This window comes from Lewinellaceae bacterium, from assembly GCA_020636105.1.
Lineage (GTDB): Bacteria > Bacteroidota > Bacteroidia > Chitinophagales > Saprospiraceae > BCD1.
Genome location: JACJYL010000002.1, coordinates 1,774,981 through 1,790,287, shown reverse-complemented (window position 1 = coordinate 1,790,287; position 15,307 = coordinate 1,774,981). Strand labels below are relative to the sequence as shown.

At 45.1% G+C, this 15,307-nt stretch carries 10 protein-coding genes; 8 read left to right on the top strand and 2 right to left on the bottom strand.

Annotated elements, in window-relative coordinates:
• The first annotated feature begins 17 nt into the window (after nucleotides 1–17).
• The 8 genes from H6571_24190 to H6571_24155 all read left to right on the top strand — a co-directional run bounded on the left by H6571_24190 (nucleotide 18) and on the right by H6571_24155 (nucleotide 10,983).
• Nucleotides 18–2,291, top strand: coding sequence for a UvrD-helicase domain-containing protein (locus H6571_24190; GenBank protein ID MCB9326851.1), 2,274 nt, complete (start codon nucleotides 18–20; stop codon nucleotides 2,289–2,291).
• A 444-nt stretch (nucleotides 2,292–2,735) separates the two neighbouring features.
• Nucleotides 2,736–5,282 carry a carboxypeptidase-like regulatory domain-containing protein gene (locus H6571_24185; GenBank protein ID MCB9326850.1) on the top strand — a complete coding sequence of 849 codons (2,547 nt, stop codon included), beginning with the start codon at nucleotides 2,736–2,738 and terminating at the stop codon, nucleotides 5,280–5,282.
• 396 nt (nucleotides 5,283–5,678) lie between these two features.
• Nucleotides 5,679–5,978 (top strand): hypothetical protein, encoded by a 300-nt coding sequence (locus tag H6571_24180; GenBank protein ID MCB9326849.1) that lies wholly within the window; start codon nucleotides 5,679–5,681, stop codon nucleotides 5,976–5,978.
• A gap of 47 nt (nucleotides 5,979–6,025) precedes the next feature.
• Nucleotides 6,026–7,261, top strand: a complete 1,236-nt coding sequence (locus tag H6571_24175; protein MCB9326848.1) for a hypothetical protein — start codon at nucleotides 6,026–6,028, stop codon at nucleotides 7,259–7,261.
• Between the two features lie 23 nt (nucleotides 7,262–7,284).
• Complete coding sequence (locus H6571_24170; protein ID MCB9326847.1) at nucleotides 7,285–8,325, top strand: leucine-rich repeat domain-containing protein; 1,041 nt, start codon at nucleotides 7,285–7,287, stop codon at nucleotides 8,323–8,325.
• A 212-nt stretch (nucleotides 8,326–8,537) separates the two neighbouring features.
• Entirely contained in the window at nucleotides 8,538–9,644 is a 1,107-nt protein-coding gene (locus H6571_24165) for an AAA family ATPase (GenBank protein ID MCB9326846.1), read from the top strand.
• Nucleotides 9,645–9,898: 254 nt separating this feature from the next.
• The gene (locus H6571_24160) at nucleotides 9,899–10,456 is read left to right on the top strand and encodes an HD domain-containing protein (protein ID MCB9326845.1); all 558 of its coding nucleotides are present in this window, start codon (nucleotides 9,899–9,901) and stop codon (nucleotides 10,454–10,456) included.
• Between the two features lie 59 nt (nucleotides 10,457–10,515).
• Nucleotides 10,516–10,983, top strand: a complete 468-nt coding sequence (locus H6571_24155; protein MCB9326844.1) for a DUF1572 domain-containing protein — start codon at nucleotides 10,516–10,518, stop codon at nucleotides 10,981–10,983.
• A gap of 468 nt (nucleotides 10,984–11,451) precedes the next feature.
• Here the strand turns inward: H6571_24155 and H6571_24150 are convergent, their stop codons facing one another.
• Both H6571_24150 and nadC read right to left on the bottom strand, forming a co-directional pair.
• Nucleotides 11,452–13,776 (bottom strand): TonB-dependent receptor, encoded by a 2,325-nt coding sequence (locus H6571_24150; protein MCB9326843.1) that lies wholly within the window; start codon nucleotides 13,774–13,776, stop codon nucleotides 11,452–11,454.
• Between the two features lie 604 nt (nucleotides 13,777–14,380).
• A complete protein-coding gene (gene nadC / locus H6571_24145) occupies nucleotides 14,381–15,229 on the bottom strand; it encodes a carboxylating nicotinate-nucleotide diphosphorylase (GenBank protein MCB9326842.1) in 849 nt (282 codons plus the stop codon).
• Nucleotides 15,230–15,307: the final 78 nt, after the last annotated feature.

Sequence of the window (15,307 nt, the reverse complement as noted above, 5' to 3'; positions counted from 1 at the left end):
TAAAAGTTTTTTTCATTATGGCTGACAGCCCTTCTTATCTTGATGAACTAAATCCCATTCAGCGTCAGGCCGTGGAAACCACCGATGGCCCTGTGCTCATTGTGGCTGGCCCGGGGTCAGGAAAAACCAGGGTGCTGACGTATCGTATTGCCCACCTCATAAACAAAGGAGCGGCTCCATGGAATATCCTGACGCTCACTTTTACCAATAAGGCGGCACGTGAAATGAAAGAGCGGATCGAAAAGGTGGTCGGGACCAAAGCCAACAATGTATGGGCAGGTACTTTTCACTCCGTTTTTGCGCGGATATTAAGGGTGGAGGCTGAAAAAATAGGATATCCTTCGAATTTTACCATTTATGATACCGATGACAGCAAAAGCCTGATTGGAGTCATTCTCAAAGAGATGAACCTCGACAAAAAGATCTACAATGTCAATGCTATCCGAAATCGTATTTCTTCGGCAAAAAGTAAACTCATTACGCCGAAGTTGTATGCCGAAGACCAGGAATTACTGAGCCAGGATCGCATGGCCAAAATGCCTTACCTGTATAAAATATACGCAGCTTACACCGCCCGCTGTAAAAGGTCGGGCGCCATGGACTTTGATGATCTGCTCTACCGCCTGTATGAACTTTTTCAAAGCAATAAAGATGGGGTTCTCGATAAATACCGGGCCAAATTCCCCTATGTACTGGTCGATGAGTTTCAGGATACCAATGAATTGCAATATGCCATCATCCGAAAACTGGTGAATTACGACAATAGTCCCCGGAATATTAGTGTGGTGGGCGATGATGCCCAAAGTATCTACGCCTTCCGCGGGGCTACGATCCAGAATATCCTCGATTTTGAGCAGGATTTTAAACCCCATGGAATCAAGGTGTTTAAACTGGAGCAGAATTACCGTTCCACCTCCCATATCGTCGAAGCGGCCAATTCCGTCATTGTCAATAACAGCCGCCAGATACAGAAAAAAATATGGTCGGATAAAGGAGAAGGACAAAAAATAAACCTGATCAAGGCCAGAACCGATGGCGAGGAAGGAAAAAGAGTGGCAGATACCATTGCAGAACAAAAGAGCCGGCATCATCTTTCCAACAGTGAGATTGCCATCCTCTACCGGACCAATGCCCAGTCGCGTGTTTTTGAAGAATACCTGCGCCGGTACAATATCCCTTACCGGGTGTTTGGCGGGCAGTCTTTCTACCAAAGAAAGGAGATCAAAGACATGCTGGCGTATCTTCGCCTGGTGATCAACCCGAATGATGAAGAAGCTTTACGCCGGGTACTGAATTACCCGAGAAGGGGGATTGGCAATTCGACTATAGAGAAACTCAGTGCCATGGCCGATCAGTTGGGACAACCAATGTGGCAGTGCCTGCCTACCATTCCGGCAAGTGCCCGAGCCAAAAATTCTATTACGGATTTTATACAGATGATAAAGGCTGCTGCCAAAAAATCCGAAACCGCGGATGCTTACGAGGTGGCTGTCCAGATAGTGAAAAAGTCGGGGCTCTATGACCTGATGAAATCGGATACCTCCATTGAAGGCATGGGGCGGCTCGAAAACCTGAATGCCCTGCTCGACGGGATCAAAACCTTCGTAGAAGAGACAGCCTCTGCAGATGAAACTGACAAATCGCTGGCCGCTTATATTCAAAACATTGCCCTGCTGACCGACTTTGATGAAAACACCAATCAGGACAATTACGTGACGCTCATGTCGGTACACGCCGCAAAAGGGCTGGAATTCAAGTCCATTTTTGTGGTGGGCCTGGAAGAAAAACTATTCCCGTCTTTCATGTCGATGGACACCCCGGAGGGAATGGACGAGGAAAGGCGCCTGTTTTATGTGGCCATTACGAGAGCAGAGCAGTTCCTGACGCTTTCTTATGCGGAAAGCCGTTTTCAATACGGGAACATGCGTTTTAACCCGCCGAGTCGCTTTTTGGACGAGGTGCCTCAACCTAGTCTCAATCTGCCGCCCCAGGTACGTAACAGCGAGCCTTCCTTCTCCAATGCCGGCCCTTCGACGGCCAGTGTGAAAGGCAATTTCAAAAAACCGAACACCAGCAATCTGCCTTCCATGGTGGATCCGAGTACCTTCAAACCCAGTCCTTCCTCTGAAATACAAACGGGCATGAAGGTATTACATCTCAAATTCGGCGAAGGGAAAGTACTCAGTATTGACGGGGCGGCCACCAACCGGGTAGCAACCATCTTTTTTAAAGAAATTGATGATCCTCAGAAGCGTATCATGCTAAAGTTTGCCAAGTTGCAAATATTGTAAGGGCAATGCGCCTCCCGTACCGCATGTTTTAATCTGTCTGCCAGGGCAACGCCAGGCAAGCTTGCCTTTTATAGTAATCCTGCTGCAAAATTTTAAGAACCAATCGGGCCTTAGTAATAGGCATTGTTAAAAATCCAACTCTTTTTTCCACGCATTAGCAACCCTTCGATCAAATATTGGTTATACTTATATTATAACGGTTGTCATCGGTATAAAAAAAAGGCAATTGAACCACAAAGAGTATATATTTGCCGACAATAGCATGAAGTGAGATTGAACCCGATATCTGGAATGCAATGATTTTTATCCTTTTAAATTCAAAAGTTGCTTTCGTAAATATTGATACAGAACAAAAGAAAATTGCCAAGTTCCAATGCCTTGCATCAGGATAACCTTCTTAATCAGCTTTTTGAATGCCAAATATTCATGGTCAAATAATTCAATATGCAATCGAATTGGATTTTTACCCTAACGCTTATTTTTGGAACGGCTTTCTCCATCTTGCCCCACAGCGTTTATGCCCAGGAAACCACCCGCATAGAGGGGATCGTCATGGATGCGCAAACCAAAGAACCGCTTCCATTTGTTTCGGTCGCATTTGTCGGGAAAGACATTGGCACTACCACGGATTTTGACGGGAAGTTCATCATTGAGACCCAGTGGGCCACCAATAAAATTGAAATTTCGTACCTCGGTTACCTTACTGTGGTGAAGGAAATCGAGATTGGGGGAAGCCAGGAAATTAATATTGAATTGGAGTCGTCAAGTGTAGACCTTGGGGATGTGGATGTCGTAGCCAGTAAAAAAAGATATAAGAACAAGGGGAATCCGGCCGTTGAACTGATCCGTAAAGTCATTGAAAACAAAGATCTGAACAGGAAGGAGAATGTAGATTTTTTGGAGTATGATAAGTATAAAAAAATCGAATTTGACCTGAATAATATTACCGAAGCGTTTACCAACCGAAGGGTTTTTAAGGACTACCAGTTTGTGTTCGAGCATATGGAGGATTCTCCGATGAACGGGAAGCCCAGCCTGCCCGTTTTCCTACAGGAGACTTTGTCGAAAATATATTACCGCAAAACCCCTAAAACAGAAAAGGAATACATTTCCGGTTCCAAAATTATCGGGCTGGAAGATTATCTGAATACAGAAGGGATAGACCTTATGGTCAGTAATCTTTACGAGGATATTGATCTGTATGAGAATAACCTCCTTTTTCTGACCAACCAGTTTGTCAGCCCTTTATCTGTCACGGCACCATTGGTGTACAAATTTCATATTATCGATACTTTGGCCTTCAACGGGGTCAGCGTGATTAATCTGGCTTTCCAGCCCAGAAATGAACAAGACCTGGCTTTTTCCGGCAACATTTATATCACCAATGATGACCGTTACGCACTGGCCAAGGCAGAGATAAAAGTGTCGGAAGGAATTAACCTCAACTTTGTAAAAGACTTTCAGCTGGTCCAGGAATTTAAATATACCAACGATCTGTGGCTGATCAGTCGGGAATCCCTGATCGTTGATTTCAATCTTGTCAAAAAAGGTATCGGAATTTTCGGGAAAAAGACGGTTTACTATGACCATTACCTGTTGGATAAAGAGCAGCCTGATTCCTTGTACAGCGGTATTGAGACCTTGGTGAAAGCCCAGGGATTTGACGACCGGGACAGTGTTTTTTGGGCACAAAACAGAATGGTTGAATTGTCGCAGCAGGAAAAAGAAATTTATTCCCTGGTAGATAGCATTAAGCAGGTTCCTTCCTTTACCAAAGCACTGGATGTTTTGCTGTTTTTTATGGAAGGTTATGTGGATATCGGACCCATTTCACTGGGGCCTTTTAACTCATTTTACAGCTTTAATGCCGTGGAAGGTTCCCGACTCAGGTTTGGAGGAAAAACCAACGCAAAGTTTAGTGAAAAATTCAGGCTTGAAGGCTATTGCCTTTACGGGTTTGCGGACAAACGGGTCAAGTACTCCGGCAATGCCATCTGGTCGCTAAACAACCAACCGCTGGTGTCCAAACAGCGGCATAGCCTTGAGGTGATGTACCAGTTCGAAACACAGTTTCCGGGCATGGATCTCCAGGGGATCAATGAGGATAATTTTATTTTGTCCTTTACCCGCGGGGCGCCGGATAAGATTTTGTATTACAATCTGTTTAAGCTGGAGCATGTCAGGGACTGGGGCAGCGGGATATCTACTCTGGTCAATTTCAAAAACAAACAACAGGCCCCCGGGGGCACCCTGGCCTTTGAAGGAGAAGATTTTACCCTGGAAAACATCAACTCAAGTGAACTCTCTGCTACCCTTAGGTTTGCGCCCAATGAACAGTTTTTCCAGGGCGAAAATTACAGGACACAACTCAATACAAAATACCCCATATTCAAACTTTCCTACGCCCGGGGGGGCAAAGGCGTGCTGGATGCGGATTATGCATATAACAGGTTGGTTTTTAATGCATTCAAACGTTTTGCCATTTCACCAATAGGCAATACCTATGTCGAAGCCGAAGCCGGCAAAATTTTTGGAGGAAGCATTCCCTTCCCGTTATTATTCATCCCGCGGGCCAATCAAACCTATGCCTATCAGTTGCGCTCCTATAACCTGATGAATTTCCTCGAATTTATCAGCGACGAATATGTTTCCGTTTTTGCCGAGCACCATTTTTACGGCTTTATCCTCAATAAGATTCCGTTGGTAAAACATCTAAAATTGCGAGAGGTCGTAACCTTCAAAGGACTTTACGGGGGCATCAGTGACGCCAACAATCCCGACATCACGCACGGGCTGCTCAATTTTCCTGAAGATGCAGCAGGCAACCCCTCCACTTTTTCCTTAAAAAGCAAACCTTATATGGAAGTAAGTGTGGGTTTAGAAAATATTTTCAAAGTATTCAGAATAGATGTGATAAAAAGGCTGACCTACCTGGATCATCCCAACGTTTCGGGGATTGGGGTGAGGGCGCAGATTAAGGTTGATTTTTGATGGGAGGAGAAAAAGGAGGGGGCTTGCTAAGACGAGGTGACAACTTTGCGGGTGGCCATTAAGGCGGGCAAAAAGGGGGCATCTCGGCCGCAAAATGGAAGGGGACGATTTCAAAAAAGCATCTGCGAAGATCTGCGGTATACCGACCAGAGGTACGGTTACCTGTCCGCGGCATACCCTGCCGGATGTGACTTCGTTCCATCCGTGAGGTACAAAAACGGGTACTGTATTTAAAGAATAATTCCCTTGAGGTTGCATGGATGGATTATGTTGGGTATTTTTAGCAGGAATTAATTGGTATGGGAGTGTTTTTATGACCTGTGTATATAAATAGAGCAATACTACAATCACCTTTTAAATTCTTTATAGATCATTTTACTTATAATTCTTGTGCACATGACCAAGTTGATAATTATTAGCATGCTGGTTTTTATGCTCAATATTCCCTTCGGATATTGGCGCGCCAACGTGCGTAAATTTTCTTTTCAATGGGTTTTGGCCATTCATTTGCCTGTCCCTGTTATCATTGCCATGCGCATTTTTTCGGGGCTCGGATTTGCCTGGTACACCTATGTGTTTATGGTGCTCGCTTTTTTTATGGGGCAGAAACTTGGCGCTGTTTTGCTCAAAAAATATAATGAAAGCAACAGGGGCGTATCTTCCTGTCTTATTATGGATTTGTATAGAAATGCTTAAAAACTCAATTCCGTATTTAGGGATAAGGAATCTCTTTAACTATTTTCATGAACCATCAAACCCTCCTCGATGAAGTCACCCGCACCAGCATTCAGCTCATCCTTAATGAGCCGTTTTACGGGCATTTTTTCTCCAACCTCGTTAGGGAAATTTCGGATCGTACCGGTACGCTGGCCGTCTCGGTTCGGCGTGATGGATTGGTCACCCTGAGTCTGAACGAAAATTTCTGGAATGAATTTTTGAAAACCGATGCCTACAAATATGGCGTAATAAAACACGAGATTCTTCATGTTTTATTCAAACATATTCTCATGATCGGGGATTTTACCCACCGTGAGATTGCCAATGTGGCCATGGATATTGTCGTCAACCAATACATTGAAAAAGAACAGTTGCCGGGCGAGCCCGTTTTGCTGGAAAGTTTTCCCGGTCTGAACCTCAAACCCCATGAAAGTGTCGATTATTATTACAAAAAACTGCTAAAACTTTATCGCAGCAAAGAAAATAATGCGGAACCCGATCTTGCTTTTGAAGCGCTGAAGCGTTACCTGTCTTCGTTTAGCGGGGGAGAACCAGAACAGGGTATCGGTGACCACCGGGCTTGGAAGGAATTTTCGGAAGCGGAAAAAAGAGTGATTCAGTCGGGTATTGATTCCCTGATCGACAATGTCTATGAGCGGATAAAAAATAACCCGCAATCCGGCAACCTTCCGGAAGGGATTCGGGCCTACCTGAAAAAACACAATGAGGTGGACGCTCCGACTTTGGATTGGCGGCGCGTATTGCGCCTATTTTCAGGGACCAGTTCCAAAACTTTTTTAAAAAACACCATCAAACGGGTCTCCAAACGTTACGAAACCGTACCCGGCATCAAGGTCAAACATAAAAACAAGTTGCTGGTGGCCATCGATACTTCCGGCAGTACTTCTTCCCTGGACCATCAGCGGTTTTTTAATGAAATTCAGCATATTTACCGCCAGGGAGCCGAAATTATGATCCTTGAATGCGACGATACCATTAAACGAAAATATCCCTACCGTGGGCAAATGCCGGATTATGTTTCGGGGCGTGGGTGGACCAGCTTTGAAGAACCGCTCATTTTTGCCAATGAGGAATACCTGCCCGATGCGGTCATTTATTTTACGGACGGTTATGCTTCCGCGCCTCAAACCATCCCGCGAGTGCCCCTCCTGTGGGTCATCACCTCAGGAGGTATTCAACCCGAAACGCCTGCCTGGACAGCTTTGCCCGGCAGAAAGGTGGCGATGAACAAAGTACGTTAAAGATTGTTTGGCTTTTATTGATTATGGATTCAAACGAATATTATCTTTTTAATGCCTCTGCAGCTCAGCTGGAAAACCTGAGAACATTCCTGCACAGCGACCAGAAAACAAACCAGTTGCTGGCTATTGGAATGATGCAAACCGGCGGCCTTCCCAATGCATTGGTGGCGGATGTTCTGCAGTTGTACCTCGATAAGCGTACGGGTTACACCAAAAGGTATTCAGAAACCAAAGTTTTGATCGGGGTGAAGTCTGAAATCGAAAGTTTATTGATAAAATTTGGTTACGACGAGTTTATTTTTCCCGATCCGCTGCATCCTGTTTTTAAAGACGGAGAGACCGCCTTCCAAAAAATGAAAGCAACCGGAGTCGATCCGAATAAATTTGTTGCCTGCTTTCCCGCTGAATTTGTTTTCAAAGGACATCGGTTTGAAGATTGGGCGGTTGCTCAGAAAGTCGAACAGGAAGTGTTGAATTTTGATACCGAACTCAACCTAAAAGGGATGGGGCTTGAAAAAATACCTGAAGTCGTCGGAGCATTCAATCAACTGAAAAGATTGAATGTATTCAATAATAAGATAAAACAATTGCCGGCTTCCTTCGCTTCACTCGATCAGCTGGAGGAGTTGGTGTTGGGAAAAAATAACATAAATAGTTATTCCCCTGCTCTTTTCAGTCTAAAGTCCCTGATGTTCCTGGATCTTTCAGAGAATGAACTTCCCGATTTTTCGCCCAAGTTTGCCCGGCTGGAAAAAATGGAATGGCTTTTCCTGGCCAAAAATTTCATCCGGGAACTCTCGCCCGAAATAGTAAAAATGAAATCCTTAAAACACTTTAGTGTTGCCTTTAACTCCATTGCGGAAATTCCTTCCTTTATTGGAGAAATGGGTGATTTGGAGGTCTTAAATTTAGAAGGAAACCAGATCAATACGGTTCCGGAAGAACTTGGACAATTGACTAAACTCAGATCCTTAAACCTGCATGATAACCCATTAGCAAAAAATATTTCCGAAAAAATCAGGTTAAAAAAATTACTCCCCCGATATTGTGAACTTATTATTTAAACAGTACGCCTGCATTTCGATGATACCTTTTGCCAGCGCGGATTAACTTCCCGGCAAATATGTCACCTCGGAGCAACCAGTAACGAGCAACAAGTAACCAGCAACCAGCCCGATGCGACACCTTTTGCCAGCGCGGATTAGCTCCCCGGCGAAGATGTCACCTCGGAAAACAAGTAACAAGTAACCAGCAACAAGTAACCAGCAACCAGCCTATGTCCAACCATAACTATTTATATTACGGAAGTAAAAGCACCGCCGAGGAGGTCGAAAGTTTTATCACCCATGTGATTAGGGTGAATGAAAAGGCCAGTGCAGAGGGGCGTAAGCGAATTCCGCTTTGTGTCTGGGGGCGTCATGGCATTGGCAAAACGGAGCTGATCGAGGATTTTGCCCGAAACAACGGGTATGCTTTTAGGTATGTTGCCCCGGCACAGTTCGAAGAGATGGGCGATTTGTTGGGGATGCCGAAGATAGCCCATGACCAGACGGTTTTTGTGGCTCCGGAATGGGTGCCGAAGGAGGATGTGCCGGGTATTCTGTTGATCGATGATGTGAACAGGGCCGATGACCGTATACTGCGCGGGATCATGCAGTTGTTGCAAAATTACGAATTGGTGAGCTGGAAATTGCCCCCTCAATGGAACATTATCTTAACCGCCAACCCGGACGGAGGGGATTATTCTGTTACCCCGATGGATGATGCGATGATTACCAGGATGATGCATATCCGGATGGACTTTGATGCCAAAGCCTGGGCTAAATGGGCGGTACGGGCAGGAGTCGATGAGCGGGGCATCAACTTTGTACTCACTTACCCGGAAGCGGTGACCGGCAGCCGAACGACTCCAAGGACATTGGTGCAATTTTTTGATTCTATCAAAGAGATAGGGGATCTTTCGGCAGAACTACCCTTAGTACAATTGTTGGCCGATGCCAGTCTTGATACCAGTACAGCGGCCAGTTTTATCTCTTTTGTGCAGAAGAATCTGAATGAGATCATCGAACCGGAAAACATTCTCAATGCAGTGAATTTCCAAACCGAAGTTTATGAAGTGATCGCAGAAACGATCATGAAAGATATATTCCGAATTGATATCCTTTCCGTTATTTGTACCCGTCTGATCAACCACATTACCCTGAAGGAAATATCTCCCGTCCCAAAAGAAATGAAAAATATACAGTCCTTCCTGCTGATGGACTTTCTGCCCAATGACCTTCGGTTGGCCATGTTGCAGGATATTATTTCTGCACAAAAGACTGACCTTCAGCCTGTTTTGCACAACCCCGAAATCGGCAGGTTGTTATTGGAAAAGATGTAAACTGAAGAATATTTCAGGTGGATGATCTGCCTTTTTATAAAAAAAATACCTGCCGGAAGAATCGAATTTGGCTCCTTTTTCGTTATGGTTTTATTCTGTTAACGGGAATTGATGTAAATTTGTCCCGTTTTTGAACAGGTTACCGCCCGCTTGACCTTTAAAGCCTGTATTGTTTTACGTGAAATTTTTTCAACTATTGCCCTCAACCTTTTGTTGTGATTAGTTGGAAGGACAAGCAGCAGCACAACCATGACATGAATAATTTAACACTCGAAAAAGAAATAACAGCCATTCTCCAGCCGGAAACACCCCTTGAAAAACAACTGATCGAAAACCCCGAGTTCAGGGAAGGCCTTCTGTGGGGCAGACCGCGTCCAGGGCATCCTGAAGGAGAGGTATATAAACATATCCGGGAGGTGCTCGACAACATTGATGAGTTAGGCGTTGATGAAACCACCCGTAAAAAATTGCGGATCATTGCTTTTGCCCATGATTCCTTCAAACACCTCGAAGACCGGAGCCATCCCCGGAACTGGGATCTCCACCATTCCAAACTGGCCCGGAAGTTCATGGAAAACTGGACCGACGATCCGGCCATTCTTGATATCATTGAGTTGCATGACGATGTTTACCATATCTGGCGGTTTTTTCATTTTTACCATAATACCGAAAAAGGGGAATGCCGCAAACAAATTTTTCTAAACCGGATCGGGGACAATCTTGAACTATACGCCATGTTTTTTCGCTGCGATACCCTTACGGGCGATAAGGATCAACGTCCGTTAGTATGGTTTGAGGAAACAATGCTTTGATGCTTTTGATCCTGTGATGTTTTGATTTGGAATAACATAATGATAAAACCTTAATGGATATGAAAAAGTTAACCAAACCACTGGCGGACCGTTTCAGAGAGATTCTTTTAAATGGACATTGGGTGACCAACACTAATTTCAAGGAACAGCTTTCCGATATGACCTGGGAAAAAGCTACCACAAAGGTCGGCTCATTAAACACCATCGCGGCTTTAACTTTTCACATTAATTATTATATCGCCGGGGTTTTAAATGTATTGGAAGGTGGTTCGCTTGACATCAGGGATAAATACAGCTTTGACCTGCCTCCGCTAACATCACAAAAAGCCTGGGAAGATCTATTGAACAATATGTGGAGCAATGCTGAAAAATTTGCCGACAAAGTGGAGCAAATGGCTGACGACCAGTTGTTCGATGTTTTTGTAGATGAAAAATACGGAACTTACCAAAGAAATCTCGAGGGTATGATTGAGCATTGTTATTATCATTTGGGGCAGATTGTGTTGATCAGGAAAATGTTGGCCTAAAAAATAAAGCCTGTTTTATTACCGCAAGCGTAGACACCCCCAAATTTGACATGAGGATTTTTTCTAAACTGGGAATTCATTTGCCGTCAAATTTGACCCCGCAAGCGTAGACACCCCCAAATTTGACATGAGGATTTTTTCTAAACTGGGAATTCAGTTGCCGTCAAATTTGACCCCGCAAGCGTAGACACCCCCAAATTTGACATGAGGATTTTTTCTAAACTGGGAATTCAGTTGCCGTCAAATTTGACCCCGCAAGCGTAGACACCCCCAAATTTGACATGAGGATTTTTTCTAAACTGGGAATTCAGTTGCCGTCAAATTTGACCCCGCAAGCGTAGACACCCCCAAATTTGACATGAGGATTTTTTCTAAACTGGGAATTCAGTTGCCGTCAAATTTGACCCCGCAAGCGGGGTAGATGTTTCGCCAGATTTGTGAATGTTCTAAAACCAGCAACCAGTTTTCCTAAAACTTCACCCTGTAACTCAGCATCGGAATCAGCCCCAGTTGGTATTTTTGAACGATGGTTTTTTGCCGAATATCGTAATAACTGAAAGCTGTGTTTTGAGTATTCAGCAGGTTTTGGATATCGAATGAAATTCTGCCCGCAAAATTTTTCTTATTGTTTTGATAATAAAGGCGCAGATCTACCCTGAAATAATCTTTTTGCCGGAGGGTAAAAACCTCAGATTCTTTGTAAATCGTTGTCCCGGCAGCGGAGGAGGCTTCGATGTCGATGGGCGTTTCGCGGAATCCTCCGACCAGGTTGCCCCGAAGGTTCACGCCTAAAGTTTTTATGTTTCCTTTATTTGAAGTCCATTCCCATTCTTTTCCAAAAACAGCGTTAAAGATATAATGGCCATTGTATCGGCTGTCTCTTTCAATGAGGTCACTGCCCCGGTATTTTGATTGGTAAAAAGTGGCATTCACGAGGTAGTAATAATTGTCGGTATGGAACTTCCTGAGGCTGAGTTCGATGCCGTAATTTTCGGCTGTTCCGGTATTGATCAGCGGTTCGTTGACAAAGCCCTCCAGCATATTATAGGCAGAGAACGTACTTTGCCTTTCGGCCGAGACAGGCAGGTTAAAAAGTCTTTGATAAAAAAGTTCGGTCCTGAACTGGATATTGTTGTTCAAAAATTGTTTGTAAGCAAACACCAGGTGATGGGCCTTGTTGAGTTCGAGGTGGCTGTTGTCGCCCATAGTGGTTTTGCTGAAATACAGTGGTGCCTGCTGCAATTGGCTGTGCAGTCCGTAGGAAAGGCTCAGCGAGCTTCGTTCACTGCCTTGCCATTCGACAGAAAAACGTGGTTCGAGGGCGGCACTTTCATTATAAGTAAAACGGCTATAGTGAAGCCCGGCATTGGTGATGAAGGGGCCTTTCCTGAATTGCCAGTCGATATAAGGCTGCACCATGAGGCCACTTCCTTTTCCATAGGCCACGGTGAGGGATTCGATCACCGAAGTAATTTTAGCATAGTGGTTGGTCAACGACAGGCCTAACCGCAGGCGATTGTGAATATTAATTTTGTACAGGTAAGTGCTTCGAAAGGCGAGTTTGGTATTAATGGTCTCATCCTTTTCAGCTGGTACAGGTTGGTAATCGGCATCCAGGACGTTGGCATAACGCTGGCTTTCAAGCCCGGAGAAAGCCAATGCTGAATTCCAGGAACTCTTTTTTCCGAGAGGCACCGAAAGCGTACTGCCCAAAACGCCCATACGGGAGGTGAAGTTGATGTCAAATCCGTCCTTGGTGAATAACCAGAGGCTCGAATCTCGCTTTGCTTTAAAGAAATTGTCACTGACTCCGGCCATTCCGAAAAGGGTGCTTTGTGCCGTTTTGCCAAGGGGAATATTGACATTGAATGACAGATCCTGGAAGCTGATGGCTTCGTCGCCGAGCTCCAGTCCCAGTTTTTGCAGCAATCCTACGGTTGAATAACGGTAGTTGACGAGGTAGGAGCCTCCTTGCGTCGGCAGCGGACCTTCTGAAGCCATTTCTATACCGATGAGGCCCGCCTGCCCCGTGAATTCATGGGTCTGGTCGTTGCCTTTTCTCAGTTTCATGTCCATGATGCCGGATAGGGCATTGCCGAATTCGGAAGGGAAAGCGCCTTTGTAAAAGTATGAAGCGTCGAGTAATTGCACGCTGAGGATGTTTACGCCGCCGCCGTTTTGGGTGATCCTGTCGCTGAAAGTACCGGCATTGGGGGTATGGTTGGGGTTGACGATTTCAAGTCCTTCCAGTTGCCATTGCATCCCGTTGGGCGAATTGCCTCTTATGGACAAACCGTTGGCCTGGTCGTTATCTCCTGCCACTCCGGCCAAAGACATAACGAGGCGGGCGGGGTCATCAAAGGTGGCCGGAAATCTCAGGGTCTCTTCATTAGTGAGCACCGATACCGTAGGACATTGGGTGGTCGTTTTACTCTGTGGAGCACTCACGACGACAGACTGGAGCAGTGAAGCGGTCTCTTCCAGGCTGATCTCCAAAACCGTTTCTTTCCCGGAATCTAAAATGACGGGACTCAATTCAATGGTTTGATACCCGATAAAGCTAATACTCAGGCTATAACGCCCGATGGAAATATCATCCATCCTGAAGGCTCCGAGGCTATCGGTGATGCAGCCACGATCGGTTCCTTCAAGAAAAATACTCACGCCTTCAAGCAGTTGCCCGGTGTCGGCATCTCTTACTATCCCCCTAAGCGTTTGATCGTATTCCTGTGCGTTGGCAAAAAATGCGGAGAGTAAAAATACGCAGGCGAAGGTGAGGGAAAGATGTTTCATTTTAACTTGATATTAGCCATTTGAAAAAAACTGGCATCCTTTTTGAATTAGGTAGTATGCTCAGCGTTTGTTCAAATTTCGTTTTCGCCCTTTTTTCAGCCGAAACAGCGAAAAGGTAAAACACTCCATATCGCTTTCGGATACCCTGTCAGGCAGTAATAATTTTTCCCGGGTAATTTACCTTATGCGGGCCTAAAATCCTAATGAATAAAGGCATTATTGCTGAGCGCTATTGATAAAACAAATTTATAATAAACGAACACAACAACAACATGATTTCAGAAAAAAAGAGCTTTAGCAGAGATATCCGGTTTTGGTTATTGATTGTGGCCGTGACCCTTTTATTCTGGATAACAGTTAGTCATTATCCGGGTATAGCATGAGCCGGGAACTTGTATGGAGAGAGCAAGGAGGAGGGGCGGAACCCTGGTTGCTCAAGTGCAAGGTCCCTAAAATCGTCAATCGAGGTTCCTTGTTTGGAGTTTTGGGAAAGATATCCGAAAACTAAACCAGGAACGTCGATTAACGAATTTCGAAAATATGATTTTAGGAAATAATGTTAGTCGGGAACATACCGTCCGGCAAGCCCTGTGAACAAAAAGGGTTATTTCACCACCTTCAGGCTCATATCCAGGCTGGTCGCCGAATGGGTCAGGGCCCCTATGGAAATGAAATCAACGCCGGTTTTGGCTACTTCACGGACTTTGTGGATGGTGATCCCGCCGGAAGCTTCCACCTCGTAACGATCCGCGACGGTTTCCACGGCTTCTTTCATCAGCGGCAATTCAAAATTATCGAGCATGATCCGGTCGATATGCCCTACGTTCAACACCTCGTGCAGCTCAACCAGGTTGCGCACCTCAACGGTAATCGGAAGATCCAGGTTATGGGTCTTTTTATATTCCAGTATTTTTTCAATCGCTTTTTCAATACTGCCACAGGCGTCAATATGATTGTCTTTGACCATAAACCGGTCGTATAAACCATCCCGATAGTTGGTACATCCCCCCAGGCGGACGGCCCATTTTTCGAGGAAACGAATAAGGGGAGTGGTTTTCCGGGTGTCGAGCAATTTTACCGGCAAATCTTCCACTTCAAATACAAAACGGTTGCTCAGGGTAGCAATCCCGCTCATGCGTTGCATGGTATTCAGGGCCAGACGTTCTGCTTTGAGCAAGGCCTGGGTATTACATTCCACTTCAAAAACAACATCCCCGAAGTCAACATTGCTCCCGTCTTTTATCAATACTTCAAAGCGTGAGGACGGATCAACTTTTTCAAAGATCCGTTTGGCTACTTCCACACCTGCGATGACTCCTGAATCTTTTACCAGTAAGCGAGCATGGTCTCTTTTATCCTTGGGAATACAGGCCAGAGAGGTGTGGTCACCGTTGCCAATATCTTCCTGCAGGGCCTCATCGATAAAGGCGTCTAACTTTTTACTTAAATCCATTGATTAGGTTTTTTTATCTTAATAATGGTTCGATGGGTTTTTAGTGTTCATCCCGTACCGCAGGTCGGGAGTGTTCAA